This is a genomic window from Embleya sp. NPDC050154, assembly GCF_044460165.1.
Taxonomy (GTDB): domain Bacteria; phylum Actinomycetota; class Actinomycetes; order Streptomycetales; family Streptomycetaceae; genus Embleya.
In genome coordinates this window covers 169,677-196,557 of sequence record NZ_JBITJP010000021.1, presented here as the reverse complement: position 1 = coordinate 196,557, position 26,881 = coordinate 169,677, and the positions used below count along the sequence as shown (strand labels likewise).

At 69.7% G+C, this 26,881-nt stretch carries 24 protein-coding genes; 10 read left to right on the top strand and 14 right to left on the bottom strand.

Features of this window, described 5'->3' with window-relative positions:
- Nucleotides 1–68: 68 nt before the first annotated feature.
- The 6 genes from ACIBSV_RS35885 (at nt 69) to ACIBSV_RS35860 (ending at nt 9,287) form a co-directional block, all read left to right on the top strand.
- Entirely contained in the window at nt 69–815 is a 747-nt protein-coding gene (locus tag ACIBSV_RS35885) for a TIGR03089 family protein (protein ID WP_395870650.1), read from the top strand.
- A 96-nt stretch (nt 816–911) separates the two neighbouring features.
- A complete protein-coding gene (locus tag ACIBSV_RS35880; protein ID WP_395870648.1) occupies nt 912–2,315 on the top strand; it encodes an LCP family protein in 1,404 nt (467 codons plus the stop codon).
- Nucleotides 2,316–2,573: 258 nt separating this feature from the next.
- Nucleotides 2,574–4,328, top strand: coding sequence for an LCP family protein (locus ACIBSV_RS35875; RefSeq protein ID WP_395870646.1), 1,755 nt, complete (start codon nt 2,574–2,576; stop codon nt 4,326–4,328).
- A gap of 155 nt (nt 4,329–4,483) precedes the next feature.
- Nucleotides 4,484–5,986 carry an LCP family protein gene (locus ACIBSV_RS35870; RefSeq protein WP_395870644.1) on the top strand — a complete coding sequence of 501 codons (1,503 nt, stop codon included), beginning with the start codon at nt 4,484–4,486 and terminating at the stop codon, nt 5,984–5,986.
- Between the two features lie 326 nt (nt 5,987–6,312).
- The gene (locus ACIBSV_RS35865) at nt 6,313–8,148 is read left to right on the top strand and encodes an LCP family protein (protein ID WP_395870642.1); all 1,836 of its coding nucleotides are present in this window, start codon (nt 6,313–6,315) and stop codon (nt 8,146–8,148) included.
- 647 nt (nt 8,149–8,795) lie between these two features.
- Entirely contained in the window at nt 8,796–9,287 is a 492-nt protein-coding gene (locus ACIBSV_RS35860) for a GNAT family N-acetyltransferase (RefSeq protein WP_395870640.1), read from the top strand.
- 278 nt (nt 9,288–9,565) lie between these two features.
- Here ACIBSV_RS35860 and ACIBSV_RS35855 read toward each other — a convergent pair whose 3' ends face one another.
- The 7 genes from ACIBSV_RS35855 to ACIBSV_RS35825 all read right to left on the bottom strand — a co-directional run bounded on the left by ACIBSV_RS35855 (nt 9,566) and on the right by ACIBSV_RS35825 (nt 14,109).
- Nucleotides 9,566–10,408, bottom strand: a complete 843-nt coding sequence (locus ACIBSV_RS35855; protein ID WP_395870638.1) for an STM4013/SEN3800 family hydrolase — start codon at nt 10,406–10,408, stop codon at nt 9,566–9,568.
- 38 nt (nt 10,409–10,446) lie between these two features.
- Nucleotides 10,447–11,304: an NDP-sugar synthase gene (locus ACIBSV_RS35850; protein WP_395870636.1), complete on the bottom strand. Its 858-nt coding sequence runs from the start codon at nt 11,302–11,304 to the stop codon at nt 10,447–10,449.
- 79 nt (nt 11,305–11,383) lie between these two features.
- Entirely contained in the window at nt 11,384–12,232 is an 849-nt protein-coding gene (locus ACIBSV_RS35845; protein WP_395870634.1) for a helix-turn-helix domain-containing protein, read from the bottom strand.
- 26 nt (nt 12,233–12,258) lie between these two features.
- A complete protein-coding gene (locus ACIBSV_RS35840; RefSeq protein WP_395870632.1) occupies nt 12,259–12,777 on the bottom strand; it encodes a DUF6879 family protein in 519 nt (172 codons plus the stop codon).
- Nucleotides 12,746–12,991 (bottom strand): hypothetical protein, encoded by a 246-nt coding sequence (locus ACIBSV_RS35835; RefSeq protein WP_395870630.1) that lies wholly within the window; start codon nt 12,989–12,991, stop codon nt 12,746–12,748. The genes ACIBSV_RS35840 and ACIBSV_RS35835 overlap by 32 nt, the downstream gene beginning before the upstream one ends.
- A 247-nt stretch (nt 12,992–13,238) precedes the next feature.
- Nucleotides 13,239–13,577 (bottom strand): hypothetical protein, encoded by a 339-nt coding sequence (locus tag ACIBSV_RS35830; RefSeq protein WP_395870628.1) that lies wholly within the window; start codon nt 13,575–13,577, stop codon nt 13,239–13,241.
- A gap of 76 nt (nt 13,578–13,653) precedes the next feature.
- Entirely contained in the window at nt 13,654–14,109 is a 456-nt protein-coding gene (locus ACIBSV_RS35825; protein WP_395870626.1) for a hypothetical protein, read from the bottom strand.
- Between the two features lie 175 nt (nt 14,110–14,284).
- Between ACIBSV_RS35825 and ACIBSV_RS35820 the strand changes: the two genes are divergently transcribed.
- Nucleotides 14,285–15,109: a helix-turn-helix domain-containing protein gene (locus tag ACIBSV_RS35820; protein WP_395870624.1), complete on the top strand. Its 825-nt coding sequence runs from the start codon at nt 14,285–14,287 to the stop codon at nt 15,107–15,109.
- Nucleotides 15,106–15,288, top strand: a complete 183-nt coding sequence (locus ACIBSV_RS35815; protein WP_395870622.1) for a DUF397 domain-containing protein — start codon at nt 15,106–15,108, stop codon at nt 15,286–15,288. Before ACIBSV_RS35820 ends, ACIBSV_RS35815 begins: the two co-directional genes overlap by 4 nt.
- A gap of 102 nt (nt 15,289–15,390) precedes the next feature.
- On the opposite strand, the gene ACIBSV_RS35810 is transcribed toward ACIBSV_RS35815, so the two are convergent.
- Together ACIBSV_RS35810 and ACIBSV_RS35805 are read right to left on the bottom strand one after the other, a co-directional pair.
- The gene (locus ACIBSV_RS35810; protein ID WP_395870620.1) at nt 15,391–15,636 is read right to left on the bottom strand and encodes a hypothetical protein; all 246 of its coding nucleotides are present in this window, start codon (nt 15,634–15,636) and stop codon (nt 15,391–15,393) included.
- Nucleotides 15,633–15,923 (bottom strand): hypothetical protein, encoded by a 291-nt coding sequence (locus ACIBSV_RS35805; RefSeq protein WP_395870618.1) that lies wholly within the window; start codon nt 15,921–15,923, stop codon nt 15,633–15,635. The genes ACIBSV_RS35810 and ACIBSV_RS35805 overlap by 4 nt, the downstream gene beginning before the upstream one ends.
- A gap of 220 nt (nt 15,924–16,143) precedes the next feature.
- Here ACIBSV_RS35805 and ACIBSV_RS35800 point away from each other — a divergent pair, with 220 nt between their 5' ends.
- Nucleotides 16,144–16,608 (top strand): DUF6299 family protein, encoded by a 465-nt coding sequence (locus ACIBSV_RS35800; protein ID WP_395870616.1) that lies wholly within the window; start codon nt 16,144–16,146, stop codon nt 16,606–16,608.
- 113 nt (nt 16,609–16,721) lie between these two features.
- Here the strand turns inward: ACIBSV_RS35800 and ACIBSV_RS35795 are convergent, their stop codons facing one another.
- From ACIBSV_RS35795 to ACIBSV_RS35775, 5 genes are all read right to left on the bottom strand, one after another.
- Nucleotides 16,722–17,252 carry a pyridoxamine 5'-phosphate oxidase family protein gene (locus ACIBSV_RS35795; protein WP_395870614.1) on the bottom strand — a complete coding sequence of 177 codons (531 nt, stop codon included), beginning with the start codon at nt 17,250–17,252 and terminating at the stop codon, nt 16,722–16,724.
- Nucleotides 17,253–17,468: 216 nt separating this feature from the next.
- Nucleotides 17,469–20,360: a hypothetical protein gene (locus tag ACIBSV_RS35790; RefSeq protein ID WP_395870612.1), complete on the bottom strand. Its 2,892-nt coding sequence runs from the start codon at nt 20,358–20,360 to the stop codon at nt 17,469–17,471.
- A gap of 9 nt (nt 20,361–20,369) precedes the next feature.
- Nucleotides 20,370–22,202, bottom strand: coding sequence for an HSP90 family protein (locus tag ACIBSV_RS35785; protein WP_395870610.1), 1,833 nt, complete (start codon nt 22,200–22,202; stop codon nt 20,370–20,372).
- A 122-nt stretch (nt 22,203–22,324) separates the two neighbouring features.
- Nucleotides 22,325–23,698, bottom strand: coding sequence for an LCP family protein (locus ACIBSV_RS35780; protein WP_395870608.1), 1,374 nt, complete (start codon nt 23,696–23,698; stop codon nt 22,325–22,327).
- A gap of 78 nt (nt 23,699–23,776) precedes the next feature.
- Nucleotides 23,777–25,300 carry an LCP family protein gene (locus ACIBSV_RS35775; RefSeq protein ID WP_395870606.1) on the bottom strand — a complete coding sequence of 508 codons (1,524 nt, stop codon included), beginning with the start codon at nt 25,298–25,300 and terminating at the stop codon, nt 23,777–23,779.
- Between the two features lie 258 nt (nt 25,301–25,558).
- Between ACIBSV_RS35775 and ACIBSV_RS35770 the strand changes: the two genes are divergently transcribed.
- A complete protein-coding gene (locus tag ACIBSV_RS35770) occupies nt 25,559–26,632 on the top strand; it encodes a glycosyltransferase family 2 protein (protein WP_395870604.1) in 1,074 nt (357 codons plus the stop codon).
- Nucleotides 26,633–26,881 lie beyond the last annotated feature (249 nt).

The following is a 26,881-nucleotide window of genomic DNA, read 5'->3' as shown; positions in this document are numbered from 1 at the left end:
AGCCCGTACCAAATGTCTTAAATACACCCATTTGCCGCACGGATTCGCGTGCTCGATAGGCTGGGCCCATGCCCAGCACCCCGGTCGATCAGTTGCGCACCGCGCTCGCCGCCGACTCCGCGCGGCCCTTCACCACCTTCTACGACGACGCCACCGGGGAGCGGGTAGAGCTCTCGGTCGCCACGTTCGACAACTGGGTCGCCAAGACCGCGAATCTGTTGCGCGACGACCTCGCGGTGGAGCCCGGAGCGCGGGTGTCCCTGTTGTTGCCCGCGCACTGGCAGACCCAGGTGTGGTTGCTCGCGGCCTGGTCGCTCGGCCTGGTGGTGAGCTTCGACGCGGATCCAGCCGACGCGGACGTGGTGGTCTCGGGTCCGGACACGCTCGAGCGCGCGGCCACGTGTCCCGGTGAGCGGGTCGCGCTGGCCCTGCGCCCGATGGGCGGGCGCTTTCCCGCGCCGCCCGCCGGCTTCCTGGACTACGCGGCCGAAGTGGCCGGGCACGGCGATCGCTTCGTCCCCGAGGGCCCGACGCGGGCGCCGGACGCCGCGCTGGAGGAGGCCGGGCGGGTGTGGACGGCCGGCGAACTGGCCGAAGAGGGCGAGGCCGCCGCGCGCGAGTGGGAACTGGTCTCCGGCGACCGCCTGCTCACCTCTTTGAGCTTCGCCCGAACGGGTGGACTGCGGGCGGGCCTGCTCGCGCCGCTGGCCGCGTCCGTACCGGTTGTCGTATGCCGTCACCTGGATGAATCCCTGCTGGAGCGGCGAATCGAGGCGGAACGGGTCACCCGTGCCGTCACCCGTTCCGCCGACTAGGCCATGACAAGACGGGTCGTGCTGCGCTTTCGTGGCCCCGACCGCCCGTAGTGCCGTGCCCGGCGGTCCCTCAGCAGTCGGGGAGGCGTGGGGTTCATGGATTCGTGGGATCACCTGTATCGGTCCGAGGCCGCGGCCGAGCCCGCCGATCCGTCGAACGCGCCGCCCCACGAACCCGGTTCGGCCGCGCCGGTCGAATCCGCCCGCGGCCGAGCCGCCGCGCGGCGCGCGCGCAAGAAGCGCAACCGGCGCCGCAGGGTGTTCCTGCCGATCGGCGTCGGGGTCTCGTTGATCGTGCTGACCGGCGTCTCGGCCGGCTACTTCGCCTACCAGCGACTCAACGGCAACCTCAGGACCGACTCGGTGGACGGCAAGCTCAACGCCGACCGCCCCGACATGGGCGGCAACGGCAAGGGCAGGCCGATGAACCTGCTGATCATCGGTTCGGACTCGCGAGCGGGCGAGAACCGCGCGCTGGGCGGTGGCGGGGACAACGGCGAACGCTCGGACACCACGCTGTTGGTGCACCTGTCCTCGGATCGCGAGCACGCCGCGGTCGTCAGCATCCCGCGCGACCTGCTGGTCACCGTGCCCTCGTGTGTCACCAGGGACGGCGCGCGCTCCGCCGAACAGCGCGGGGTGATGTTCAATTCGGCGTTCGAACTCGGCGGCGCGGCCTGTACGCGCAACACCGTCGAGAAGATCACCGACATGCGCGTGGACCACCACATCATCGTCGACTTCTCCGGCTTCAAGGGCATGGTCGACGCGGTCGGCGGTGTGGAGATCTGTCTGCCCAGAACGGTGCAGGACCGCGAGGGCAACATCTCGTTGTCGGCCGGCCGACGCAAGGTGCACGGCAAGGAGGCGCTGGACTACGTCCGGCTGCGCCACGACATCGGGCTCGGTGGCGACGGCAGCGACCTGGGTCGGATCAAGCGGCAACAGGCGTTCGTGGCCTCGCTCGCGAAGCAGATCCGCAGCGGCGACACGCTCTCGAGCCCGTCCCGGCTGTTCGCCCTGGCGGACGCGCTGACGAAGTCGATCCGGGCCGACGAGGGCCTGGACTCGGTGTCGGCCCTGGTCGACCTCGCGCGCGGCATGCGGGACCTGGAGACGAAGGACATCACCTTCGCGCACGTACCGGTGTACAACCCGCCGGAGGACAACAACCGGGTCGCGCTGATCCAGCCGGAGGCGCGGCGCTTGTTCGACGCGATCAACCACGACCGGCCGCTGGACGGTCGTGGCAAACCGGACACGAGCGCGGCGGCGGGTACGGGAGCGGCGACCACGGGAGTGGCACCGCCCCCGGCCGAGGCCGCCTCGGGCGCCTCCGCCGCACCCACGCCGACCGCCGACCGCACCGGCGCGACCGGATCGGCACCGATCGCGGGCGCCCGGGTCGCCGGGACCCCGAGGGCGGCGTCCGAGCCGGCCGGGGCGCCGGTCAAGGCGGACATTCGGAACGCGGATCAGGACATCTGCAAGGCGAACTGACGACGCGTCACCCCGTTCACGGGGATACGTACCGACTCCGGGGTCACCGATACGGCGGCGCACGGTAGCGTGCTCGCCGATACGCGAGCCGCTCCGACGCGGCGTGCTGCGCCCACATCGGGTGACCTGCGTCACACGCGAATGGCTGCACGCAACTCAAGGAAGTGGCAGCACGTCTATCACTGCAACGGCCGCTCTACGCGCGGTTCGTCGCTCTTGATCGGCGTTGGGCGCCCTGGGGAAAGAAGCAGACACGACGTGAGTGACAGCGAACGGGCCGGCAAGCAGGCCGAACCCGGTCGGGACGCGAGCCCGGAAACGGCGCCCGAGGCTCCGACCGAAGCCGAGATATCGGCCCCGCCGACGGCGGACGCACCTGCTGCGGAGGCGTCGGCCGAGGCCGGCGCGGCCGAGCGGGCCGAGGCCGAGCCGGGTACCGCCGAGACCGGCGCGCCCGGGGCCGGCACGCCCGAGCCGGGCACCGACGACACGAGCGCGGCCGAGCCGGCCGCCGCCGAACCGGGCACGGGGGTTCCCGAACAGGCCGCCCAGGCGGCCGAGCCGCCGGCCGTACCGAACCCGCCGACCCCCACCGACCCGGCGGAGCCCCTCGCCGCGATGGCCGCCGCCGGCGACGCCGCGGCCCCCGATCGGCTCGCCCGCCGCAATCGGCGCCGGCGCGTGTACAAGCGGGTCCTGATCGGCGTCACCGTCACCGTCGCGCTGTGCCTGGTGGCCGGCAGCGTCGTGGTCTACACGCTGTACCGCAAGCTGGACGGCAACATCACCACCGAGGACCTGACCGCGAAGCTGGGACCGGAGGCCGAGCGCCCACAGGTCGTCGCGCACGACGCGGCGAACATCCTGCTGATGGGCTCGGACGACCGCACCGGCGACAACAAGCAGTACGGCGACATCGGCGAGGGCACCAAGCGCTCCGACACGACGATCCTGCTGCACCTCGCCGCCGACCGGAAAAGCTCGGTCGCGGTCAGCATCCCGCGTGACCTGATGGTCGACATCCCCTCCTGCGTGCGCCCGGACGGCAGCAAGTCGCGGGCCTACCGCGACCAGTTCAACCACGCGTTCGAAATCGGCGGCGCGGCCTGCACGATCAAGACCATCGAGCAGATGACCAGGATTCGGGTCGACCACCACATCGTGATCGACTTCGCCGGCTTCAAGGAGATGGTCGACGCGGTCGAGGGCGTCGAGGTGTGCCTGAGCAAGCCGATGCGCGACACCGCCGCCAAGCTCGACCTGCCCGCCGGGAAGCAGAAGCTCGACGGTGAGCAGGCGCTCGGCTTCGTCCGCGCCCGCAAGAACGTGGACGACGGCAGCGACACCCAGCGGATGACCCGGCAGCAGCGTTTTCTGGCCGCGCTCGTTAAGAAGGTCAAGGTCGGCGACATGCTGACCCAGCCGTGGAAGTTGTACAACCTCCTCGACGCCGGAACCCGGTCGATCACCGCCGACCCGGGACTGAGCTCGCTCAAGGAGTTGATGGCCCTGTCCGACAGCATCAAGGGAATCCCGAACGACAAGGTCGCGTTCCTGACCGTGCCTCGGCAGCCGTACCGGCTCGACACCGACCGCGACGAACTGGTCCAGCCGCAGGCGGACCGACTGTTCGACGCGATCCGCCTCGACCGGGTCGCGGTCGGCACCGCGGTCAGCGGCAAGGACGAGAACGGCTTCGAGAACAACGGCGAGGTGCGGATCGAGCAGTCGGCGACACCGCCGGCGTCCGCCCGCACCACCATCGACGAGAACGGCGAGCGCGTGACGCTCACGCCGAGCGCGCCGAGTTCGAGCGGCGCCGGCAAGCCGACGGGCAAGCGCTCGACCGGCACCGAGGCGCCGACCTCCGCTCCGTCCTCGTCGGCTTCCACGGAGAATCCCCCTTCGACCAGCGGCGGTACCCCGTCGGCCAAGCCGACGCCGGCCGCGGACACGAGTCCGATCGTCACCGTCTCGGGACGAACGGCGGAACAGGACGTGTGCGCGAGCTGATTCATCGACACCGCATCAGGGAGGGCCGGGCCGCCGTCGATCGGCGGTGATCCGGCACGTTGCCGGAGGGGACGCGAGACATGGGCACGGACGCGGATACGGAGGTCGGGGAGCCTGCGGCACCCGGCCGGCGGGGCATACGCAGAAAGAGCACCGTGAAGAAGCGCCTGAAATGGATCGCGATCTCCGTGGTCGGCATCCTGGTGGTCCTGGCAGGCAGCGCCTACGGGTACATCCAGTATCTGAACGGCAAGCTGCACCACACCCAGATCACCGCCGACAAGGAGAATCGACCACCGGCCGCGCCGAAGGACGCGCAGGGCCGAAGTCCGATGAACATCCTGCTGATCGGCAACGACAGTCGGGTCGGCGAGGGGCGGCGCTACGGCGCGGAGGGCCACGAGGGGCTCGCCGACGTGGCGATCCTGATGCACCTGTCCGCCGACCGCTCGAACGCCACACTGGTGAACATCCCGCGCGACACGATGGTCGACATCCCACGCTGCGAGATCGGCAAGGGCAAGGACAAGAAGGTCACCGAGGCCCGGTTCGGCCAGTTCAACGACAGCTTCCGCAGCATCGGCGCGTCGTGCACGGTCGCCACCGTGGACCGCATGCTCCAGGTCCGCACCGACCACTACATCGAGGTGAACTTCAAGGGCGTCCGGGATCTCACCGACGCGGTCGGCGGGGTGCCGATCTGCCTGGACGCGCCGATCCACGACCCGGTCCTGTCCGGCTCGCGCGGAGGTACCGGACTGGAGCTCCCGGCCGGCCCGAACACGCTGAGCGGCGACGACGCGCTGCAATTCCTGCGTGCCCGGCACGCGTTCGGCGACGGCAGCGATCTGGCCCGGATCGAGGCGCAGAAGGTCTTCCTGATGGCGCTGGCGCGCGAACTCAAGAGCAACGCGAAGCTGACCAACGTGGACGGCATGTTCCGGATCGCGAACAGCGCGGTCAGCGCGTTGACGGTCGACAACGACCTGGCGGGCGTGGACAAGCTGATCGACCTGGCCGACGAGATCAAGAAGGTGCCGGACAAACGCATGGCGTTCACCACCCTGCCGACCGAGACCTATCGGCCGGCTCCGGACCAGGTCCAGCCCAGGCGTCCGGCCGCGGACGATCTGTGGGCCACGATCCGGGCGGACCGGCCGCTGACCCAGGGCGACGCGGCGAGCACTCCGCCGCCCGCGCCGGTGACCACGACGCCGCCCCCGCCGGCGACGATCTCGCCCGGCGACGCGGCGCGGATCAGGGTGACGGTGGACACCGGAACCACCAAGAGGCGGATCACCCCGGTGGTGGAGAACCTCAAGCGCCAAGGTTTCAAGGCCACTTCGGGTACGACGATGCCGGATGGGCGAGAACACGCCAACAGTCGGATCACCTACCCCGAGGGCGGCCAGGACCAGGCGAAGGCGATCGCGACCGCCCTGGGCCTGCCGGAGACCGCACTGGAGGCGGCTCGTCCCGGCGACACCACCATCAAGCTGTTGATCGGCGCGGATCTCCCGGGAACGGGCACCGACGACGGCACCCCGAAGAGTTCGACGACCGCCGGCCCCGACCGGACGCCGGAACCGCCCAAGGCCGCCGACCTGAACCTGGAGACGGCCGACAACACGAAATGCGCCTCACCGCGCAAGAAGTAGCGCTTGCACGTTCGAGGGGGGTCGTGGTGGCATTCGCGCGAAAGCGTTCGTCCGCGACCCCCATCGATCGAACGACGATCGAACGACGACGGATCCGGAACAATCACTGAAGGGTGTTTGTACCTTTTCCGATGATCCGAGCGTCAGGACTTCGCAGTCTCTGTGACCATGGCAAGAACTCGCCGGTTATGGTGGCTGCTTCCATACCGACCATCACGTACCACCGTCGGGTTCCGTGCGGATGCCTCCGGAACCCCGGTGTCGCCCATGAAACCGCGCACAGCCGGGGGGACCGTGCGGCGGGTACAGCCGGAGGGGATCTCGGCGTGAACAGAGGGAACGGGCCGCACCGCGGCGCGCCCGGGGACAACGATCCCCTGGGCGGCATGGACGACGCGGACGTCGCGGACATGTGGGTGATGAACCCGGACACCGGCAGCTTCGAGCTGCGGGCACCGGGCGGCGCCGGTAATGGATCCGGCGGTGAATCCGGTGCCGGGGCCGGTACGGACGGCCCCGGTACGTCCGGGCCGCGCTCGCGGGCGGCCATCCCCGAGAGGCGCCGCCCGTCGGCGGTGGCCGCCGCCTCGGGTCAGGGCGCCGGTGACGACCCGCCCCGGCGTCGGGACCGCGCGGGCAGCGCACCCACCGGGCGCGCGGGAGCCCGGAACGGCGCGCGCAGCGAGGGACCGCCCAAGAGCAAGGTCAAGAAGCGGCTCAAGTGGATCGCCATCTCGGTGGTGGGCCTGCTGGTGGTGCTGGCCGGCAGCGCGTACGGCTACATCAAGTACCTCGACAGCAAGATAAACACCACCGCGAAGAACGCGGGCAGCGAGGGCATCCCCAAGGCCGAGGAGGACGCGTTCGGGCGCAAGCCGCTGAACATCGTGCTGATCGGCAACGACAGCCGAAAGGGTCTCGGCAAGAAGTACGGCGCGTCCGAGCACACCGAGGGCCTCGCCGACGTCACGATCCTGATGCACGTCTCGGCCGACCGCAGCAACGCGACGCTGGTCAGCATCCCGCGCGACACGATGGTGCAGATACCCAAGTGCGTCGTGGACGGTAAGACGTACCCGGCGTCCAACGGGCCGCAGTCGTTCAACGAGAGCCTGGCCAACGGCGGTCCGCCGTGCACGGTGTCCACGGTCGACAAGATGCTCGGGGTCCAGGTGGACCACTACATCATGATCGACTTCACCGGCGTGAAGAAGATGACCGACGCCGTCAACGGCGTGGACATGTGCATCTCCGAGCCGATCAACGACCCGGTACTGCCGAACCAGCAGGGCGGCACCGACCTCAAGCTCGACGCGGGCGACCAGAACCTCAGCGGCGAGACCGCGCTCAAGTTCCTGCGCGCGCGGCACGCCTTCGGCGACGGCAGCGACCTGGCCCGGATCAAGGCGCAGAAGGCGTTCCTGATGGCGCTCACCCGCAAACTGAAGAACAGCGCGTCGCTGACCAACGTCGAGGGCATGTTCAAGATCGCCAACATCGCGGTCGAGTCGCTGACCGTGGACCGGGGTCTGGGCGGCGTGGACAAGTTGATCTCGCTGGGCAACCAGTTGAAGAAGGTCCCCGAGAAGCGGATGGCGTTCACCACGCTGCCGATCGAGGAATACCCGCCGATGGCCAAGTCCAAGGTCCAGCCCAAGCAGCCCGAGGCCAACAACCTGATGGCGATGCTGCGCACGGACACGCCCGTCACCAAGGACGACAAGCCCGCGGCCGACACACCGCCGGCGCAGACGACGCCCGAACCGCCGAAGGTGGACCCGACTACGGTCAAGGTCGACGTACGCAACGGCAGCGGTGTCAACAAGCGCGCCAACGAGGTCGCGGCCGACCTGGCCGGGCGCAAGTTCGTCGCGGTCGCCTCCGGCAACGCACGGGACGGCAAGATCCACCCGACCAGCAGGATCACGTATCCCAAGGGCCGCCTGGACGCCGCGAAGGCCCTGGCCGCCGCGACGGGCCTGGGTGACGGCGCGCTGATCGAGAGCACATCGACCACGCTCACCCGCTTCGAGGTCTTGATCGGCAAGGACTACCCCACCGCGGCCCCACCCCCGGTGACGACCGCGCCGACCGAACCCCCGAAGAACATCGACCTGGAGACGGCGGACAAGAACGTCTGCGCACCCAAGAAGAACAGGTAACCCACCGCAACACCCCCGACGGCCGCCCGCCTCCCTCCCGAACGGAGGGCAGGCGGGCGGCCGTTGCCCTTTGCGAACGCCGGGGGCGGGTTGCCGGTGGCGGGTGCCGTCAAGGCGGGCGGTTGCAAGGGGGCGCTCCGGAAGGACGCGGTCACGGCAGGTCCGCGATCGGGGCGGCACGGAGTCCGGCCGCCACGAACGGGGCAGCCGACACGGCTCGTTCCGGAAATGCCGGGTCGATTTCGACTCGCAGTGCGAACTACGGCCGGGCGCGGCCGAGTTGCCGGGCGAGCGAAGGCGCGGCCGGCTGCAAAAACGCCTGGCGAAGTCCCGCCGGTGGGCAAGTCCAGGACGCCGATCGGAATGCGCGCCATCGACCAACGCACGGGCGCATCAGATGGCCGGGACGTCGGGCCGAGCCGACTCGATAGGCGCGGCTCGTTTCGGACGTCGGGCCGAGCCGACTCGATAGGCGCGGCTCGTTTCGGAGGCACCGGCTTGAGGCGTCCCGTCGGCAAGCACGGGCGGGCAAGACGCGTCTCTCGGATCGGCCGGCCGGTGCGGACGAGTTGCCGCGCGGCTGCGATGCGCGTCGTGGGGAGCCTATGGGTTTGACGGGGGTGTGTGGTGGTGGAGAGGCTCCGGGGGTGGACAACGCACGGGTGCAACTGCGCCGCTTGAACGAAGACTTGCTGGCCGCCCTCCTGGACACCGCGGTGACCGACGCGGACCCGTCGGAGGTGATGCCGGCCGTACCCGGCCCACCCGGCTGGACCGCCGACCGCCGCGCGGCCTTCCTGGCCTTCCATCACGAGTGGGCCGCCACCCCCACCACATACGCGATCCTGGTCGCCGGGCAGGTGGTCGGCGCCGCCCGTCTCCAACCGACCCCGGACGGCGCCCTGGAGGCCGGCCTGTGGATCGGCCGCTCGCACCGGGCCCAAGGCGTCGGCCACGCCGTCGTCGCCCTCCTCCGCGCCGAGGCCAAGACCCAGGGCGCAAGCCGCATCGTGGCCAGTACGACCGACACGAACACCGCCGCCCAACGCCTCCTCACCACCGGCGGCGCCGAACTTCGCCACCGCCCCGAACCCGACGCCAACGGCGACACCATCGAGGCGACTCTGGACGTGGACTGACCCCCACCGAAGCCACCCGTCAACCCGGCCCGCCTCCCCCAGCGACCACAACCACCCGCACCACATCCTTCTCGCCCCGAACAATGAGCGGCGCCAAGATCATGCAGATCCACGAGGGCACCAACCGGGTCCGGCGCATCGTGATGGCCCGGAACCTGCCGAAGTAGGCCCCCTGGTCCGCACGGGCGACGCGCGGAGCGCCACGATCCCCCGGCCGAGAGGCTTCGGCCGGGGGATCGCAGTGTGGTCGGCTCCACCGGGCGAAGAGCCTGTCGGCATCAAACGGCTTTCGGTGCCACAGATGGCCGTCCTTCGGGTGGCCGGCCAGGGATGATGGTCTCGGCGTAAGGGACGGTCCAGACACAGGGATGCGCGATGCCGTGCCCGGTGTAGCCGTCTTCGCCGTATGCCTCGCCGTGATCGGCGCAGAACAGGGCGAGCCACGATCCGTGGCCGGGAAGCGCGTCGAGAAGTCGACCCAGGTGCCTGTCGGCGTAGCCGAGGGCTGCGCACTGGCTTTCCCAGGAGTCCGCTGTCTCTCCGGGCAGATACACGTGAGTCGGTGTGTGGGTGGCCGAGATGTTCAGGAACAGGAACAGAGGCTTGTCGGCGGGTTGATCGCGCAGTGCCGCCAAGGCGATGTCCACTTGGTGCCGTGTCGATTCGGGCTCGTCGGCGCCGGTCCGTGAACTCCAGTGACTCTCTTGGAACAGGCCGGGCAGAACCCGGCCCAGCTTGGTCTGGTTGGAAAAGAAGCCGACCCCCCCGATACATACGGTGCGGTAGCCGAGTCCGGCCAGACCGTTGACGATGTCCGGAGCGTCGAAGACGTAGGTCCGCTCGTGGATGGTGGTTCCGCGCATGGAGTGACAGGCGAAGAGCCTGCCAGGGCGGCCCGGACCGGAGGGAACCGGAAGGAAGCCGGAAAAGAACGACATGTGCGCAGGAAAGGTGAACGAGCCTTGAGTTCGTCGTTCTTCCCACAGTCCGTCAGGCAGGACGCGCTCGAGGTTGGGGCTGCGTCCGCCGTGGAGGACGGCCCGCGCCACGTCGTAGCGCAGCGAATCGAACGTGACGAACAGGACGTGATGACTTGGGATGACCTCGTTGCCGTTGATCATGGTCTCCCTCTCCGGTCAGGAGTCCTGCGGGCTGGGGCCTAGATGTCGATATCGGTGGTGCGGAACTCGGCGGCCGGGATGGATCCGGAGTCGCGGCATTCCCTGGACGCGTCCATGACGTCCTTGACGGTGTCGATACCCCGCCAGTAGCCCGACAGCCGGTAGCCCATGAGGCGGCCCTCTCGGGCAAGCTGCGGAAAGGTGTTGTCCTCGTGATCTCCGTTGTCGGGCAGCAGCGAGATCACGTCCGGGTCGAAGACGTAGATGCCCGCGTTGACCCAGTAGGGCAGTTCCGGGGACTGGACGAAGCCCCTGACGCGGTCTTGCTCGTCAAGGTCCGCCACACCCCAATTGGAGCGATACGGGGACAGCGCGACGGTCACGGCTCCGTCGCGACGCCGGTGGAAGTCGGCGAGATCAGCCGGCGAGAACGCACTGACAACGTCGCCGTTGAGGACGAAGAACGGCGCTTCCGTGTCGACCAGTTGCCGCGCCGCGTACTTGAGAGCACCACCACGACCCAGCGGCTCGTCTTCGATTGCGTATGTGACCTCGACACCGAACCGCGAGCCGTCGCCCACGTAGTCGATGATCACCTCCGCCTTGTAACCACCGGAGACAACGACGCTCTTCACACCATATGCGGCGAGCCACAGCAGTTGATGACCGATGATCGGTGTGCCGGCGACAGGGACCATGGCTTTGGGGGCATCGTCGGTATAGGGCCTCATACGGGTGGCTTGTCCGCCCGCCAGGATCAGCGCTTGCGTAACGCCGGACGTATCCATCCATGCCCCTTCGGTCTTGCGGAACGACTCTGGTGCTGTCGCGGCATCGTGGCAGTAGTCGATGCAACGGCGCGGCCCCTTCACCCGGTCGAGGGATGTCCTGCTCACCGCGAGGAACCGCCTCGACAAAGACGCTACGAAACAGGGAACTTGCCGGTCCACGTTGTTGCAGGTTGTTGCAGGGCAATCAGCCGAGGGCGTCGATCGCCCTGACGACCAGAGTCCGAGCGCGGGGGCCGTACACCGCCATGCCGGAGAGGCGGGCAAAGGCCCGGTGGTAGATCTCGACTTCCGTCGGCGTCGTCACGGTGACCTTCGCGGCAAGCAATTCGACGTGGACCCGCCTGTCATCGAACATCGTGAACGTCTCCGGTCCCCACATCGCTCTGGATGCAGATCGAGGGATGATGCCGAGCGAGACGGCGGGGTAGGACATGGCCGTCAGGAGGTGGCCGAGTTGGCCGGCCATCACGAAGTCGTCGCCGATGTGCTGGGTGAGTACGTCCTCTTCGACCAGCATGATGACGCGGTGGTGGCCGTCACGGATGATGTGCGACCGGTCCACGCGAGCCGTTGCGGCCGCGCTGACATCGTCGGGCAGATTACGGAAGTCCGCGATCAGCGACAGAAGAGCGTGGGCGTAGTCCTTGGTCTGGAGGGGCCCGGGCACGACCCTGGAGCAATACATGCGGAACACCTTCGTCCGCTCGTACAGCAGAGCGTTGGCCCCTTGGAGTCTGCGTAGACCCGTACGCTGCATCCGTCGCCACTCGACGTACATCGAGTCGGCGGAGCGAGATGCGGCAATGATGTCGGGTGCCTGTCCCTCGGCGCCGCAGGCCGAGCACCAGGCCCGGAGGTCGGCATCGGACGGGGTGGTTTTCGCAGCCTCGATGCGCGAGGTCTTTGCCTTGCTCCAGTCACACCGATCAGCCAGATCCTGCATCGTCAGGTCGGCGTCCAGACGCAGATCCCTGAGCCGCGCCGCCACGGACTCGCGGGCGGCCTGGGCGCTGGAGAACGGGGACGAGGGCATGTGCCGACCGATGGGCTACGAGACGATCAGAGCTGATACTCCTCATGCGGGATGCCGCGCTCCCAGGCGGTTTCGAACGACGCGGCGAACACTTTCAGGAGATGCGGCTCGGAGCTGAACTCGTCCTCGACAAGGGAACCGTCGCCTGCGAAGTGGTGGACCCTCGCCAGTCGGTCGTCAAACAGCCAAAAGTCATTACAAGGGACCACGAGATCGCAAGCGAGACGCCGGGGAACCCATCTGACTTGCTCGCCGACGGCGAGGTTGGCCCGGGTCATGTAGTGCTCCCAGCGAATGTATTCCGAGACCGGCTCACTGACGATGCGGACTCGGCGGATGGATACCCCTCGTGCGATGGCCCCGGTGACCTGATCGTGGAATCCGCGCCACCACGACGCCCGGTTGTCCCAGTCGATCCGCTCTCCACGCCGCCACGCGGCAAATCGCTCGTTGTCGCCGTAGCCGTCGCGCATCTCCAAGTGGACCGCCGAGTGGTCCGTGTTCCGGATGACGTCAGCGAAGCTGGGCTGAGCGTTCTGCGGCATCGCACGCCTTCCTGATCTGCGGCACCATGCGGGCCGGGATGCGGATGACCGCCTCGGTGTCCGGGATCGGGCCGGTCACCAGACACTTCTTCTCGGTCGCGCCGTCCGCTTTCCAACCCTGAAGAACAAGATCCGCGCTCACGTCGTCCACCCAGACGGTCGGACAGTGGTCCTCGTCCGTGTCGGGGTCTTTGCCGAAGAAGAGTAGAGCCATCGTTGCCTCCGACGTCGAGGATGTTGCGACTTGTTGCACGACCTGTGCCCTGCACCGACGGCACGAACCCTTCCCAAGTTGGGCAGGGGCCGATGCGCGCTTCGGCGATCCGTCGGGCGTCGAGCGTCCCCGGCCGAGATGGGTCGGCCGGGGACTGATGGTGCGGTTGGGTTGTGCGACCGGTGGGAGGTGGCGGCGTTAAACGGCTTTCGAGGCGCCGGAGTTCGGGGCGGGTTGGGTCCGGTGGTCAGGGGGCTTCGTCCTGCGCGGAGTGTTCGGTCCGGACCACGTGCGCCAACCTGCGTAGCGCGGCCGACAGGTATGCCGAGGTGAGGATGTCGGTCGGGTTGGCCAGGGTCAGGTCGATGGGTGGCAGGCGGTATTGATCCGTGCCGGCGGGGCGGCCGTGTGGCTGGACGAGTACGTGTGGGGGTCCGGTCGGACCGGGCATGCGGGCCACGTAGCCGTCCGGGTAGGTGGATCGCAGCTTCGGATTTGCGTGCCGGACCCATGCGCCGATGCCCAACTCGCGTGATTCGTCGCCCGGGTGCCCTTCGGGCGGGACTCGGTAGTGTTCGTGATGCACCTTGCCGTCCTTCGAGATCGGTGGTGTTGCAGGTGGGCGGGCTTCGCCTGGAATCGAGCACCCGCCCACCTGCGGATCAATCGGCTTGCTGGTCTTCGTCGAGGTGCCGCACGTCGTAGCGGTCGACCGTCCATTTCGGCGCGCCGTTGGCGGGCTGCACCGAGACCATGCCGACTCCGGTGAGCACGACCCGACCCGCCGGATACTCCCCACGAAGTCTCTCGTCGACGTGCTCGACGGTGTGCCCTTCGCGTACTTGTGGCAGGTGGCTCATCTGAACTCCCTTGCTGTGTTTCGTGATTGCTGTGATGGGCGGGGTGTGTACGGCCTCGTTCGCCGCGTCGGGCGAGAGAACGCACACGTCGTCGCGGCGCGCGGTGAACGGCGTGCCGGCGAGCGTGCGGGCGAACACGGTTTGCACGGTGGTCGATTCGCAGATTCCGCACAGTCCGCTGCGCCCGTCACGGATCCACGCCCCTTTGGCGGGGCGAGCAAATGTTCCGGTTGATGGGTCTGGTCGGATGTGACGCATGGCGGCACCTTTCGCCCCACGGATGGCGGCGTGCTCGACCCGCTCCCACACAGCCGACGACGTTCACGGAGAGGCGAGCACCCGTGGCATCAACGCTGACACGCAAGGTGACTTACGGCAACCTTCCATGTACCGTTCGTAATGATCGGGGCCAGGTGGGTGAACCGGAGGCGCAATGCATACTCCCGCGCAAGTGGGTGCCGAACTACGACGACTTCGGCAAGAGGCGGGGCTCCCCATGGCGCGCGTGGCGCAGCGCGCGGGGTGGGCCGAGGGCTCACAGTCTCGGCTGGAGACCGGGGTGACACCTATCAGGCCGGAGCAACTGGCCGTGCTGGCCGACATTTTGCAGCTCTCCCCGGTGACCCGGATGCGACTCGACCGGGCGCTCGGCGTAGTGCGCGAGCCGGATCAGTGGTGGGTGAAGTACGCGGAGGTACTCACCCGGGCCTACGAGGATTTGATCCTTCTGGAGGCGAAGGCAACCGCCCTGGAAGTTGCGTCGACGGTTGTTCCAGGACCGCTCCAGGCCGCAGGCTATGCGCGCGCCATGCTCGTGCAGACACCGTTCGTGCCCGACCCCGACGACGCGGACATGCTTCTGGAGGTTCGACTGCACCGGGCGCAGATGGTCGCGTCCGGCGACACCCCCCTATCGGTGACGCTGTCCGAGGCGGTGCTTTTCACCAGCTTCTGCGGACAGGTAGCGTTGCAAGAGCAGTTGCAGTACTTGCTGGACCTGAGCCGACTCGACCATGTACGGCTGAGAATCGTGCCATCGAGCGCTACGGCACGGCCGTTCCTGGGGGCAGTGACAGTGCTCGAACTGCCCGCCCCCGATACGGCAGCCGCACACGCCGAGTGGGAAAGTGGATCACAAATCATCAAGGACGAGCGGACCGTTCGACGGCACCGACGGAACCTGGACTATCTGCGTTCGGCGTCGCTTCCCGAAGACGAGTCACAGCGCTTGATCCAGAGCAGATTGGATGCGCTTTGAGCACTATCGACGCGTACGCGTGGCGAAAGGCCAGTCGATCCACGGGCAACGACTCCTGCGTCGAGGTGGCCCCCCTCCCGGCGTCCACGGGCATCCGTGACACCAAGGACCGCCGGCGCGGCCACCTGGAGATCGCCCCGGCCGCCTGGCGCGAAATGCTGCGCGCTCTGCGGGACTAGCGGCTTATCGGAGACGGCCCGGCGCTGACGCGTCGGTGCCGTCTTGGGTCGCATCGAGTGACGGCATCGCCGATGGCCATGCGATTGTGGGCTCGCGTCGTGTCAGGGGGCCGGTACGAGTTTGACCACGGTCACCGTGACGACTGCCGCACTCACGACGTAGCGGATGAACGCCACACCGGCCACGGTCGCCTCACGACGGTCTCGATCGCCGCCCAGCGTCGAACCGTGCGCGTACGGGTCGGCTGCCATCCCGGTCATTCCGGCATCGAAGCGCTTGCGGCGCTCGGGCGCGAGGTGCGCGCGTTCGACTTCGGCATCCGGCGTGTAAGCGACGCGATAGCTCATCCCGTACTCCGATAGGCGTCGTCCAGTTCGTCGGCGTACTTCATCCCGGTCATGTCCCCGGCCTTGAGCCGCTCTGCCAAGGCGTCCTCGTCCGGATCCTGGGCCTGTGGCGTGCGCAGCGCCCAGCTCGCCATCACCCCGAAGAGCTCATCGGCCGAGGCGGACTCGATCTCGCGCTCGAAGTCGGCACGCAACGCTTCGGGCAAGGCCTCGCGGATGTCGGCAATCGTGCCGGGCAAGGCCACCTCCCGCCCCCCTATGTGAGTCGTGAGCACGTGCCGGGTCATGACGCTTCTCCTTCGCGACGGCCTGATGACACGCACCAGTGTGCGCCCAACCCGTGAGGGCCGGCAGCCGCCGGCACCGGCGCATCGAAGCACACCGGCTCCGGCCCAGCGCCGGTGAGGTCGGCCTGTGCCCATGGACGGCAACGGAGTGGGATCCCCGGCGATCCCCCCTCCGTACGCACGGCCGAAACCTTTCGGATTCGGGATCGTTGGCGACGGCATGATCATCACTGCCGGCCGTACGGCCACGGTTCTGTCCGCCGGGTTCGCCGGCCTCGTGCTCGCGCTCGCTCCCGTGGCCGCACAGGCGCATACGCTCCCGATCGGTGCCGCGCGCGCCGGGGGTGACCACGTCACCATCGATTCCACCGTGTGGGTGGCGGCCGACGGCACGATCACACTCTCCGGCACCTACCGATGCACCCCCCACCACGCCGGGACCGTGCTGGTCGGCGGTCAGGTGGACCAGGACGGTCGGCACGCCTCCGTCGGCGGCAGCGTCGCCACGTGCGACGGCGCCCGACACACCTGGCGCAGCACCGGACAGCCCTACATCGACATCCACCCCGGCGCCGCGCGCGGCGAGGCCACCCTGCTCGAACTCGCGCCCGGCGAGGGCGTGATCCCGCTCCTCCCGAACATCCTCGCGCACGACGCCCGCGACGTGGCGGTCAAGGCGATCTAGCGGTACGCCCGGCGACCCGACGCCCGGAGCCACGTCGCGGGGCTCCGGGCGACGGGACCACCCCTTCCACCCGGCATGGGTGGCGGTTCCGGCGCTATCGGGACCGGCGCGTATCAGGACCCGGGCGTCGCGGTGAGCTTCGCGACGTCGGCGGCGTAGACGGTCATCCAGTGCGGATGCAGCCGGTAGTAGACAACGTCGTTGTCCCAGTCGAACAAGTCGTCGCCGTAGAAGTCCTTGAAGTACGCCAGCAGGTCCGGCCAATCCGCAGCCGGCGCGCCCTCCCGAGGGTTGAGGATCTCCACCCTGCCGTGCGTGAACACGCCCAGTTCCTCACCGCGCATGTGCGCGGCACTGACGGCGGGGCGCGCCGCGAGGTGGCGCGCCTTGGCGGCGTCGCGCGCCGTGCCGAAGTGCCACTTGCCACGCAGGAAGTGCCCATCCACGCCGCTGATCCGCGGCTCGCCCTTCGCCGTCACGGTGGACAGGGCGAGGGTGCACATGCCGGTGAGAGTCCGGGTGAGCTGCTCCGCGGTCAAGGTGCGCTCGCGGTTGATGATCGAGCGCAGATGTGTGGTGGAGCGGGAGAGGGAGGCGTCGAGGAGGGACTGAAGCTCTTTCAGATCTTCCGGAGTTTCGCGCATGGGGTCCTTGCCTATCCGAATCCGTCCGCGGCGCCCGGTTCACGCCATCACGAACGCCGACCAGTCAATGATCGACCCGGATCCCTGACATCCCGCGTCATGAATCCTCATCCGTTCGGGTACACAATCGGACCGCCCGGCCCGAACACGACAGGCACCGGGAGGCTGGAGACCGGCGGCGGGTTCCGTCGTGACCCGCCCGCCGGCCTCCGCGGCTCAGTTCTTCGCCAGCTCGTTCCGCAACGCCCTGAGGTCCTGGACCGCCTGGAAGTCCGCAGCCGCGCAGGCCGACAGCGCCGCGGTCAACCGGTTCACCGCCGTCTGCCGCTGCTCCAGCCCGAACGCCTCTATCCGCGCGGCCAGTTGAACGGCATCCACATACCCGTCGCCCTCCTCCGGCAGCAGCGGCACGTACGCCGTCGCCGCCCGATCGGCCGCGTCCAGCGCCGGATGCAGCCGGTCGGCGCGCGCCAGCAGGTGGGCGAGCTGGTGATGCGTACCGGCCGTCTCGACCGCGATCATCGCCGCCACGTCGTCCCCCGAGCCCACACCCGACGCCGACCCGTCACCCGAGCCCGCGTCCGCATCGGAACCCGCACCCGAGTCCGCGCCGCCCCCGGCCCCCGCCAGCTCCCGCAACGCCTCCCCGAACAGCGCCAGCGCCCGGTCCACCCCCGAGGGGTCCTCCCTGTCCGTGTTGCCCGCGATGTTCCACGCCTTCGCGCGCAGCGCGCGGACCGTCTCGCGTACGTCGCCCTCGGCACGCAGCAGTTCGATCGCCCGGCCGAAGGCCGCCTGTGCCTGCGGCGCCATCCCCGCGTCGTCGAGCGCGTGCGCCGCCGCCACCGCGAGCTCCGCCTGCGTCGCCCGATCGGCGACCTTCGTCGCGGCCTCGGCGGCCATCGACAGATGCTTCGCCGCGTCCCGGGCGTCGCCGAGCCGGCGCAGGCACATGCCCAGCGCCCACCGTTCGTGCATCGCGTGCTCGGCGCCGTGCTGCGCCTCGATCTCCGGCAGCAACTCCTCCAGGATCGCCGCGGCCTCCGCGTCCCGGCCCAGGCCGAACAGCATGCTCACGGCACCCCTGCGGCATGCCGCCGCCATTTCCGCGTCGCCCTCGTCGTCGAAGACGTGCGCGGCCTCCAGCGCGAACGGCAGCGCGTCCTCGGCCCTTTCCTGCGCGCCGAGGGCGTTCGCCAGCATGGTCAGCGCGTGGCCGACCGGGAACTGCGGCTCGGCGTAGAACGCGGCCTTCTCCAGCGCCGCGCGCATGTCCGCCTCGGCCCCCGCCGGATCGCCCGTCTGCATCCGCACCTGGCTGCGCAGGAACAGCGGTCGGCAGGCCGACCACGGCCGTTCGGCCTCGCCGCACAGCGTGATGGCGGCGCTCAGATCGGCCAGGGCGTCGGCCGTACGATCCTGTTGTAGTGCCCGCTCGGCGCGGATGTGCAGCGCCGCCGCCTGACGGTGCCTCAACCCGTGCTCGCGGCCGAGGTCGTGCAGTTCGGTGAGGACGTCGTCGACGTCCTCCGCCTCGCTCGCCAGCGCAACGATCACCCGGTGGTGCAGGACCAGTGCGAGCGGGGCGGCGTCCTCCGGCAGGAATGTGGCGGCCTTGTCCCGAGCAGCGTCGAACAGCTCGATCGTGTCCGCCTCCTCGGCCCGGAACCGCGCCATCGCGACGCGTACCTCGGCGCCCACGGCCCGCCCGGGCGCGTCCGCCGCGAGATAGCCGGCCGCGGCCCGGGTCAGCGCCGTGATGCCGGCCGCGAACTCGCCCTCCTCGACCAGCTCGACCCCGTCCGCCTCCTCGATCGCGGCAAGCGCGAAGGCGTCCACGTCCTGCCCCCGCTCCCGCGCGGCGGCCGCGTAGTCCCGCCAGGCGGCCTCCGAGCCGGGATGTCCCTGCCCGTCCAACTCTTGTGCGTGGGACAGCAGTTCTGCGGTATCGGCGGCGGCCGAGACGGCGTTCCTCGGGGCGGCCGGCTCGGTTGCCGCGGCCACCCGCACCGAACGCAGCCCCAGCGGCAGCGACGTGGCCACCGGTACGGCCGCCAGCCGGCGCCGCACCCGCGAGCTCACCGCGTCGTTTCCGTTGCGCGCGTCGAAGCGTGCGGTGATCGCGAAGAGTTCGCGCTCGACCGTATCGCGCAGCGCGCCGGCCGAGGTGTCCTCGAAGACCACCAGCTCGGGCCCGGCGACCGCGACCAACCGGCGCAGCAGCACCGCGACGCCGGCGAGGAAGTCGGAGTGGTCGGACGGGTCGCTCTGCGGACGCTCCAGCCACGCGCGGTGTTCGGCCAGGATCTCGATGCCGCGACCCTCGTTGCCGGTCAGCGCGCAGAACTCGATGTGCTCGGCGACCGCCGCGTACGTGCTCACCTTGCCGCGCACCGACCGGTAGCCGCGCAGGTGGTGGGCGCGCGCCCGATCCGGGTCGCCCGCGCGCACCAGCGGCAACATCGAGGTGGCCAGCGAGACCTGCGGCTCCTCGGCGCAGGTCAACTCGCCGTCCAGGGTGGGCGCGAGCAGCTCCAGCGCGTCCGTGTCCCGGCCCTGCGCGATCAACCAGCGGGCCTGCTCCCGCCGTTCGCACGCGTCGCAGTCGGCGAGTCGATCGCGGTCGGCGGCCAGCCACGCGTCGAACGCCTCGGTGGTCTCCGCGTCCGCGCCCACGTGCCGGGCCAGGTAGAACCGGCTCTGGTGCACCGGACGCGGGCTGTGCCCCGCCGTGCGGTAGCGGCGCTCCATGTCCGCGAGATAGCCGCGGATCGCGGTCAGCGGCACCTCGGGCACCGAGAGCAGCGAGCTGGTGACCCACTTGAGGTCCCAGAACAGATGGTGGGTCAACTGCTCGTCGAAGCCCTCGGGGTGCTCGTCCCACAGCTTGAGCAGCCGGGACAGCGGCACCGGCGTACGCGGCGACTCGCCGCCGTAGTTGTACGCGGTGATCAGCCGCAGCAGCGCCCACGCGAGGTTTTCGTCGTTGCCCATCCGCTCGGCCACCACGACCAGTTCCTCGGCGCGGGCGGTGCGGGCCTTGCCGTACGGCAGTTCCTCGTTCGCGTCCAGGGCAGCGAAGAACCCGGCGTCGTCACGGATTTCCATCAAGGGTTCCTATTCGGCGGGGTTCGGCCGGTGGACGGCCCGCTCCAGCAGGCCGAGGAAGGATCGGCCGAGCAGGCCGGTCTCGGCCGAGGTGAGCGGTCGGTGGCTGAGCAACAGAGCCTGGCCGTACAGTCCTTCGACCGCGGCCCGGGCCAGTTCGGGATCGTCGAGGCCGGCGATCCGGCGGACCAGCGGGTTGAGGTGGTTGAGCACGAGTTGGGCGCGCGGACCCTGACCGCGCAACGAGCCGAGGATGCCCGACCACAGGTCGTCGCCGCGACCGGCCGCGTCCTGCTCGGCCTCGGCTCGCCCGCGCTCGCCGCGCGCGTCCCGCCCGTCCAGCAGCAGCGCCGGCACGGTGACCGGCTGGAAGGTGCGCAGCGACACGTCGCAGGAGAGTGGATCGAGCGCGGCCCGCGCGTGCGCGAGGAAGCTCGCGGCGGCCAGTTCGGCGGCCGGGTCGACCGAGTCCAGGTGCGCGGTAACGGTGTCCGGGTCGAGTTCGGTGACGGTGGTGCCCGGGCGGATCTCGGCCAGTCGGTGGACCAGATCCAGGTCGTAGGTATAGCCGCCGTTGACCACGCCGAGTCCGGCCGCCGCCGCGATCGGCGCGACCTGCCGGTACTCCTCCACGGTCGAGGTCACGTGCACGACCGGATGCCGACGGGCGAACTCGTCGAGTGCGATCCGTCCGTCCGTGGTCTCGAACGGCAGCCACGGCAGGACCAGGCGCAGCAGTTCGTCGTCGTGCCGGGCGAGTGCCTTCACGCCCAGGTGATGCACACTCAGGAACCGGGCCAGCCGCGGCTGATCGTGCGCGGCCAGGTTCGCCAGCCAGTCCCGGATGTGCCCGCCGAGCGCGTCCCGCACGCCGGCCAGCGACTCGTCGTCGTACAGACTTTCCCGGGACGCGGTGGGCCGCAGCGTGTCGGTGTCCACGACGCAGCGCACGAAGAACGCCCAGTCGGGCAACAACCCGTCGGCGTTCTCGGTGAGCAGCATGCCCTTGAGGTGCACGCGGTGCTTGCCGCGCATCGCCGGGCTGACCGCCTCCGGCAGCACGAACGCCGCGCCCCGCACCCCCGCGAGCGGTACGTCCAGGTCGATCACGTCCAGCGGGGTGAAGCCGAGCCGGCTCTCGCAGTACGCGGCGAGCGCGGCCCGACGGCGCTCCGCCGTGGGGTATGGGCGATCCCACACCGCGGGTGTGTCGGTGATCGGCGTGTGCTCGCCGGCGGCGACCACCGTGACCCGGTACGGCAACAACGCGCCGAAGTCGCGGGCGAGTTCGATCACCCGCTCCGGGGCGAACCAGGACTCGCTGCCCCGACGCGGCGTCAGGAAGACCGTGGTGCCAGGCTCTTCGCGCTCCTCGCGGGCCAACGCGCGGACCGTGTAGCGGCCGTCGGAGCCGGCCTTCCACTCCACCGGCGGCGCGTCCACCAGCGCCGAGCGGGTCACCACGGTGATCTCGTCGGCGACCACGAAGCACGCGAGCAGACCGATGCCGAACTGCCCGATGTAGTCCCGCCGGGCGCTCTCCAACTCGTCCCGTTTGGAGCTGCGCCCGATGGTCGCCAGGAAGCGGTGCACGTCGGCCTCGGTCAGCCCGACGCCGGTGTCCGCGATCCGCAGGCCGCCGTCCTCGACCGTGATGGTGATCGCCGCGTCCGCCTCGGGATCCGCGGCTCTGCGCGCGGTCACCGCGTCGACGCCGTTCTGCAGCAGCTCGCGCAGGTATACCCGGGGGCTGGAGTAGAGGTGGTGCGACAACAGGTCGACCAGACCGCGCAGATCGACCTGGAAGGTGTGGTCTGCGGCGGTTATCGCGGCGTCGTTCATGCGGACTTCGTCACCTCGGGGCAGGATCGCCGGCCGACATCCCGGCCGAGTGCTGATGGTACGAAACGGCGGGGACAGGCGGCGAATCAGTTGTCCGCCCGCCCGTCCCCGCCGACCGGGGTTCAGCTCTTGGGCGCGTCCACGGTCCGCCCGTCGCGCAGCGCCTGGAACAGCGCCTTGGAACCCTTGTCGTCCCACAGCACGGTGGAGCCGACATTCTTGACGGAGTATCCGGGGTTCGAGATCGGCACCGTCGTGGTGACGCCGTCGCCGCCGGACAGGCTGCCCATGTCCTTGAACAGGTCGTACAGGTCGAACAGCCCGGTGTCGTCGTCCACCGTCACCGCGCTCAGCGAGGCGTCCGCGACCGGGAAGGCGCTGAACGGGTTGAGCAGAACGCTCGCCGACTTGGCCTTCTTCGCCAGCGCGCTGAGGAACTTCTGCTGGTTCTCCATCCGGGCCAGGTCGGAGCGCGCCGGGTCGTAGTAGCGGGAGCGGACGAAGGCAAGCGCCTCCGCACCGTCCAGCGTCTGGCAGCCGGCCTTCAGGTCCGCGCCGGACTTCTCGTCCTTGATCGGGCCCTTGAGGCAGATGTCCACGCCGTCCATCGCGTCGACGATGTTGTTGAAGCCGCCGAAGCCGATCTCCGCGTAGTGGTCGAGCCGCATGCCGGTGGCCATCTCGACGGTCCGGGCCAGCAGCGGCGCGCCGCCGAGGTCGAAGGCCGCGTTGAGCTTGTTCTTCTGCGCCTTGACCGACTTGCCGTTCTTGCTGAACGCCGGGATGTCCACATACGAGTCGCGCGGCAGGCTGATCAGCGCGGTGCCGCCCTTGCCCTTGTGCAGCAGCATCATCGAGTCGGTGCGCTTGCCCGCGGCCTTGCCGGTGTGCAGCTTCTTGCGGTCGTCGGCGTCCAGGCCCTCACGGCTGTCCGAGCCGACGATCAGCCACGTGGTGCCCGCGGTCGACCCCGGGCGGCCCTTGTAGTTGTCCAGGACGTCCTCGTGCCGGATCTTCGAGTCGGCCCAGAAGTACGTCACGGTGCCGAACACCACGATCAGCGTGACGAAGACCGCGATCCCGATCAGGATGCGCTTCTTCCAGTTGACCGGGCCGCGCGGGCGCCGCGGCGGACCACCGGGGCGAGGCGGCCCGTCGGGGCCGTCGGGCCCGCCGGCGCCGCTCGGCCCGCGCTGCGGCGGCGGTCCCACCGGCGCCGGGGGCGCGCCGTGCGCGTCGGCGACCGGTGGTTGCGGCGGATAGGCGTCCGGGCCGGGCGCCTGCCGGACCGGTGGGACACCGCCCGGCTGCGGCGGGTACCCACCCGGCGCGGGCGGATACCCACCCGGCGACTGCGGCGGATATCCGCCGGCCGGAGGCCCACCGACCGGATGTGCACCGGCGGAGTGGCCGCCGGGGCGGCTCGGAATCGTTCCCGGAGGGGGCTGCTGCGGCTGTTGGTCGCCATCCGCCCATCCCGGCGGCCAATTACTCATGAGATCGAAGCTTTCACTCGATCAGCCCCGAGGCAACCGAATGCCCATCTCATCGACCATCTGTTCCACAGTTGATGCTCACTTCTTACACGAGACCTCGTCACCGGATTTGGCGGAGTATGCCGGATTCGGTGTTGCCGCGACGGACGGCTGCTCGCTGCTCGCGCCGCCGACCCGGACCGGGGTCGTTCCCTGGTACGACGAGCCCACGACCACCTCGATCGTGCGGCCCAGGCCGGTGACCGACTCCAGCGTCGCGCCCGGCAGCGCGGCCTGCACCGTCTTGACCGAGCGGTTCCACCGGGGGTCGTACCGGATGATCGTGCGGGCCCCGTCCGTGGAGGTCGAGATGCGCGGCGCGCCGGCCATCGCGAAGCCCGCGTTCTTGAGGTCCTCGTGCGCGCGCGGCCCCAGGCCCGTGGTCGGCGCGCCGTTGTACACCAGCACCGAGATGTCGCCCGGCGCCACCTCGACCGACACCGGGGACGGCGCCGGGGCGGTGGTGGCACCCGGTGTGTCGGGCTTCTTCTCCGGCGGCGCGATCAGGTCCTTGTCGTCGCGGATGGCCTGGAACAGACCGGCCGCCTTGGCGTCGTCCCACAACACGGTCGAGCCCCAGTCCGGGACCTGGTGGTCCATGCTCTTGAGCGGCACCTGCGCGTAGGTGACCCCGGAGTTGGTCAGGTTCCTGAGCTTGCCGCCCAACTCCAGGAAGTCCTGCGAACTCATCTTGTCGTCGACCTTGATCGAGCCGAGCACCGCGTCCAGCACGTTCTTGAGCTTGAGCGGGTCGGTCAGCGTGCCGGACGAGGTCGCCTTCGCGAGCACCTGCGTCATGAACTTCTGCTGGCGCTGGGTACGGCCGATGTCGCCGGTCGGGTCGCTGGCGATGTACCGGGCGCGGACGAACTGGAGGGCTTTGACGCCGTCCAGCTTGCTGGTGCCGGCGGGCAGGTCGAGGCCGGACTTGGGGTCGCGCAGCGCCTTGGGCGTACACATCTCGATGCCGCCGAGGGTGTCCACGACGCTGACGAACGAGACGAAGTTGACCTCGATGTAGTGGTCGATCCTGATGCCGGTGGCCTTCTCCACGGTGGCGACCGTGAGCGGGGGGCCGCCGAGCGTGTAGGCGGCGTTGATCTTGCCCTTGGAGGGGCCGCGTTGCTCGCCGGTGGTCTTGTCCTTGTGCGCGGGGAACTCCACGTAGCTGTCGCGCGGCAGGCTGGTGATGGTCGCGCGGTCCCGCTTGGCGTTGAGGTGCACGATCATCACCGTGTCGGTGCAGTCGCAGGACTCACCGCCGGCGTGCAGCTTGTTGAGGGTGTCCTTGGAGATGCCGGCGCGGTTGTCCGAGCCGACGACCAGGAAGTTGAGGTCCTTGCCGGATCCGGTGCCCGGGCGGTTCTCCAGGCCCTTGAACGGGTCTATCCGCTGGATCTTTCCGTCGAAGTGCTTCACCCACGCCCAGCCGATGCCGCTGGTCACCAGGATCGCCGCCGCGAGCACGCCGGTGATCAGTACGAGCCAGTTGCGGCCGACGTTGCGCTCGGGCCGGTCGCCGGTGGTGGTTCTCGCCGGGGGTCGGCCGCCGGTCGTCGCCATGGGCTGCGGTGTCCCTCCTCGCGGACCGATGTCGTCCCGCCGTTCGCCGCGCACCCTTGCGGCGCGCACCGTGCGGATCTGCATCCGTACCCGCGTTCACCCGAAGGACGCCTGCCCGTCCGACCACGGTTGCGGTGGGCGTCGAACCACCGTAAAGCGGGATCCGGCGGGATCAAGGACGGCACGCCGACGATCGCCCTCGCTCGCTCACCCGGTCGATGCCCGTCGGCAGGTCCATTCGCAGTACGCTCCAAGGCGATGAATCACACCGCCGACGAGCCCGCCACGCACGAGCCCCCAGCTCGCCGAGCGGAGCCGCTTCCCGAAAAACCGCCCGTCTCCGTGATCATGCCGGTGCTCAACGAGTCCCGACATCTCGAAGAGGCCGTCGGTCGTGTGCTCGCGCAGGACTACCCCGGCGACATCGAAGTGGTGATCGCGCTCGGACCGTCCACGGACGACACCGACTCCATCGCCGCCCGGTTGGTCGCGAACGACGAGCGGGTGCACACCGTCGCCAACCCGAGCGGTCGGACCCCGTGCGCGCTCAACGCCGCGATCGGCGCCTCCAGCCATCCGGTGATCGTGCGCGTGGACGGCCACGGCATCCTGCCCGCGGGCTACATCTCCACCGCCGTCCGGTTGCTGGTCGACACCGGTGCGGCCAATGTCGGCGGGCTCATGCACGCCGAGGGCACCACCCCGTACGAGGACGCGGTCGCCCGCGCGATGACCTCCAAACTCGGCGTCGGGAACGCGCGCTTCCACACCGGCGGCAGCGCGGGGCCCGCGGACACCGTGTACCTCGGCGTCTTCCGGCGCGAGGTGCTGGAGGAAATGGGCGGGTACAACGAGGAGTTCGAGCGCGCCCAGGACTGGGAGCTGAACTACCGGATCCGGCAGGCCGGCTACCTGATCTGGTTCTCGCCCGAGCTCAAGGTCTCCTACCGGCCCAGGCAGACCCCCAAGGCGCTGGCCAAGCAGTACTTCAACTACGGCCGTTGGCGGCGGGTGGTGTCCCGGCACCACAAGGGTTCGGTCAACCTTCGCTATCTGGCGCCGCCGGCCGCGCTGCTCGCGGTCGCGCTGGGCACGGTGGCCGGTCTGGTCGGCTTCTGGCCCGGCTGGCTGCTGCCCGGCGGCTACGTGGTGGCCATCCTGGGCGGCGTCGCGTGGGAGGGCCGCGGCCTGCGGCCCGCCGCGTTCGTCCGCCTGCCCATCGTGCTCGCCACGATGCACGGGGCTTGGGGAGCCGGCTTCCTGACCAGCCCGAAGAGCCTCGCCGATCGCGTCGAGGCGGGCACGGAGCGGCCGGCCGACGAGTTGAGCTGAACCACCGGCAACGGTTGTCCGAGGGCCCGGGTCGCGCGCGTGCGACCCGGGCCCTCGCGTTGTGCGGGAGAGGCGTCGTCTCGGCTGCGGCCCGGGATCGGGCTTCGGACCCGGCCTCGGCCGGGCCTCGGCCGCGGCCACGAATCGGGCTCCGGGGCCGGCCTCGAGCCGACGACTCGCCGCTTCTTCGGCCGGAAACCGGGTCCTTTCGGTAAATCCAAGTAACGTGGCCGCCCTGGTCACCGCTCG

What these genes read in the sequence shown, in the direction of transcription:
- ACIBSV_RS35885 (WP_395870650.1), top strand. Translation starts at nt 69, where the DNA reads ATGCCCAGCACCCCGGTCGATCAGTTGCGCACCGCGCTCGCCGCCGAC.
- ACIBSV_RS35880 (WP_395870648.1), top strand. Translation starts at nt 912, where the DNA reads ATGGATTCGTGGGATCACCTGTATCGGTCCGAGGCCGCGGCCGAGCCC.
- ACIBSV_RS35855 (WP_395870638.1), bottom strand. Translation starts at nt 10,408, where the DNA reads ATGATCAACGGCAACGAGGTCATCCCAAGTCATCACGTCCTGTTCGTC.
- ACIBSV_RS35845 (WP_395870634.1), bottom strand. Translation starts at nt 12,232, where the DNA reads ATGCCCTCGTCCCCGTTCTCCAGCGCCCAGGCCGCCCGCGAGTCCGTG.
- ACIBSV_RS35840 (WP_395870632.1), bottom strand. Translation starts at nt 12,777, where the DNA reads ATGCCGCAGAACGCTCAGCCCAGCTTCGCTGACGTCATCCGGAACACG.
- ACIBSV_RS35835 (WP_395870630.1), bottom strand. Translation starts at nt 12,991, where the DNA reads ATGGCTCTACTCTTCTTCGGCAAAGACCCCGACACGGACGAGGACCAC.
- ACIBSV_RS35825 (WP_395870626.1), bottom strand. Translation starts at nt 14,109, where the DNA reads ATGCGTCACATCCGACCAGACCCATCAACCGGAACATTTGCTCGCCCC.
- ACIBSV_RS35820 (WP_395870624.1), top strand. Translation starts at nt 14,285, where the DNA reads ATGCATACTCCCGCGCAAGTGGGTGCCGAACTACGACGACTTCGGCAA.
- ACIBSV_RS35810 (WP_395870620.1), bottom strand. Translation starts at nt 15,636, where the DNA reads ATGAGCTATCGCGTCGCTTACACGCCGGATGCCGAAGTCGAACGCGCG.
- ACIBSV_RS35805 (WP_395870618.1), bottom strand. Translation starts at nt 15,923, where the DNA reads ATGACCCGGCACGTGCTCACGACTCACATAGGGGGGCGGGAGGTGGCC.
- ACIBSV_RS35800 (WP_395870616.1), top strand. Translation starts at nt 16,144, where the DNA reads ATGATCATCACTGCCGGCCGTACGGCCACGGTTCTGTCCGCCGGGTTC.
- ACIBSV_RS35795 (WP_395870614.1), bottom strand. Translation starts at nt 17,252, where the DNA reads ATGCGCGAAACTCCGGAAGATCTGAAAGAGCTTCAGTCCCTCCTCGAC.
- ACIBSV_RS35790 (WP_395870612.1), bottom strand. Translation starts at nt 20,360, where the DNA reads ATGGAAATCCGTGACGACGCCGGGTTCTTCGCTGCCCTGGACGCGAAC.
- ACIBSV_RS35785 (WP_395870610.1), bottom strand. Translation starts at nt 22,202, where the DNA reads ATGAACGACGCCGCGATAACCGCCGCAGACCACACCTTCCAGGTCGAT.
- ACIBSV_RS35780 (WP_395870608.1), bottom strand. Translation starts at nt 23,698, where the DNA reads ATGAGTAATTGGCCGCCGGGATGGGCGGATGGCGACCAACAGCCGCAG.
- ACIBSV_RS35775 (WP_395870606.1), bottom strand. Translation starts at nt 25,300, where the DNA reads ATGGCGACGACCGGCGGCCGACCCCCGGCGAGAACCACCACCGGCGAC.
- ACIBSV_RS35770 (WP_395870604.1), top strand. Translation starts at nt 25,559, where the DNA reads ATGAATCACACCGCCGACGAGCCCGCCACGCACGAGCCCCCAGCTCGC.